Origin of the sequence: Bacillus sp. SRB3LM (genome assembly GCF_015712745.1) — a bacterium.
GTDB classification, from domain to species: domain Bacteria; phylum Bacillota; class Bacilli; order Bacillales; family Bacillaceae_G; genus Bacillus_A; species Bacillus_A thuringiensis_K.
Genome location: NZ_VWVQ01000071.1, coordinates 1 through 1,827, shown reverse-complemented (window position 1 = coordinate 1,827; position 1,827 = coordinate 1). Strand labels below are relative to the sequence as shown.

Sequence of the window (1,827 nt, the reverse complement as noted above, 5' to 3'; positions counted from 1 at the left end):
AAAAAATTAATCCGTGGGAAAATGAATTCGCTCGTTGGTTACTTTTACTACCAGCGCATGAAGATGAACATTTAACCCACACGTTGGAGGATATCGCCATGAAACAAGATCCAATGTTACAGAAGGCCATCCACAAATGGGAAAATATGAGTCAGAGCAGTTCGTTCCGCCTTGCATATGAAGCACGCGAAAAAGTGTTATTTGATGAACAAGCGAAATTAGCACATGCACGTGAGGTTGGTATAGAAGAAGGGATGGAAAAAGGGAAAATCCAGCTTATTCGAGGTATGCATAAAAATGGCATGGATATCGAAGATATTGCGAAGTTTACAAATATGGAACTGTCGGAAATACGCCATATTTTAGACAAATAAAGTGTACCGTACACTTTTTCACAAGGTTAGATGATTCTTTAGAGTCATCTGAACCTGAATAACTAATATTGAAAAAATGAATATTCAGAAAAAATAGGCCGAATGAATCCAGTTATGTTATAATTAGTGTAACCGATATACTGTACTACCTTTTGCTCCCTGATTTGTATAACAAGTCAGGGAGCTTTTCGTATGCTTCCTGTTCTACGATTCTATTTTCAGCAGATTCCCATATAAAAGTAATATATTGAAAGTACTCGGGTTTTCGGTATGTGACGACTATTATTTCTCCATCACAAAAGATTCAATTGTTACATTTTAAAGATAAACTTATATTATTTTAGTATGCATAAAAAGGGATTCTTTTCAAATTATTCTCCATGTGAATATTGATTTGCATATTCTACATAACGCTTTACTGATAGATGAGAAAGGAATCCTGTTCTTTTTATGACTTCCTCTGTAGACATATTTCTTTCTAGACAGCGTAGAATATAGGTATTCCGTAAGTGCTGTGCGGAAATTCCTTTTCTCAGTTGCGCTCTGGCTACTTCTAATCGAATCATTTTTTGTACAGCAATGGCTGTTAGTGCTTTCGGAACATCATTGTCATACACCCAACGAAATGTCCCTCGTTTAAAATCAAATGCAACCAATAACGGATCTGTACTGTGATATCTCGGACGAACTGGTTCAGGTATCGTTTTATAGTACGTAAATAAACGTATTTTATCCTCTTCCTTTAACATGATCCTTCTCTCTGTCCCTTTGTTATGTAGAACAGTAATCATGTTCTTTCCAAAGTGCACCTGTTGCATCTGTAACGATACGAGTTCTTGTAGTGTGAGCCCATAATCCGAAAGAAGTGATAGGATGGATACATTTCGATCTATGAGAAGCGGTCGAACGGAAAGTTGTTCTTCTGATAATCCTTCAGAAGAGGAAAGAATGTTTTTCAGCCTTTTCTTTTCTTCCTTCGTAATAAAGTCCTCCTTGCGTAGGGCCCGATTCGGTGGAGTGATTCCCTGCATTTCTACAATAGGACTTGGAATATCCAAGAACTGATACAATTTCTTTAACACGACTGCAATGCGATGAATGGTTTTCTCTCCATACTTTCGTTTGTATATGAGTTCCTGAAAATAGGCTTCAAAATCTTCTTTATCTATCTTGTTCCATAAGTTCTTTTCTTGAAAACGATTCGATGTTTGCAGCCATCTTCCAAAGTCCTCAATATCATAGACATATCGTTTAATTGTGGATGCTTTTCTTCCACGACTAGCTAAAAAGAAAGAAAAATTTTGTAAGGTATCCTCAAATTCTTTTCTATTCATGTACCTATCACCTCACTTTCTCTGCACAATTTTCATTTCAGCTTAGCTGGGTATTTCCAATCTCGCTTATCTTGTTTATCAGGTTTTGTTTTTGGCTTCTTTCGCTCTATTTTGTTCTT

At 36.4% G+C, this 1,827-nt stretch carries 2 protein-coding genes; one reads left to right on the top strand and one right to left on the bottom strand.

What is annotated here, in order from left to right; genetic code table 11:
- Positions 1–374 (top strand): Rpn family recombination-promoting nuclease/putative transposase (locus F3I02_RS21060; protein WP_196478381.1); only part of this gene is annotated, 374 nt, incomplete at its 5' end.
- Between the two features lie 371 nt (positions 375–745).
- Here F3I02_RS21060 and F3I02_RS21055 read toward each other — a convergent pair.
- A complete protein-coding gene (locus F3I02_RS21055) occupies positions 746–1,708 on the bottom strand; it encodes a tyrosine-type recombinase/integrase (RefSeq protein ID WP_196477583.1) in 963 nt (320 codons plus the stop codon).
- Between the last annotated feature and the right edge of the window lie 119 nt (positions 1,709–1,827).

Coding starts and splice junctions, on each gene's coding strand:
- F3I02_RS21055 (WP_196477583.1), bottom strand. CDS start 1,708: ATGAATAGAAAAGAATTTGAGGATACCTTACAAAATTTTTCTTTCTTT.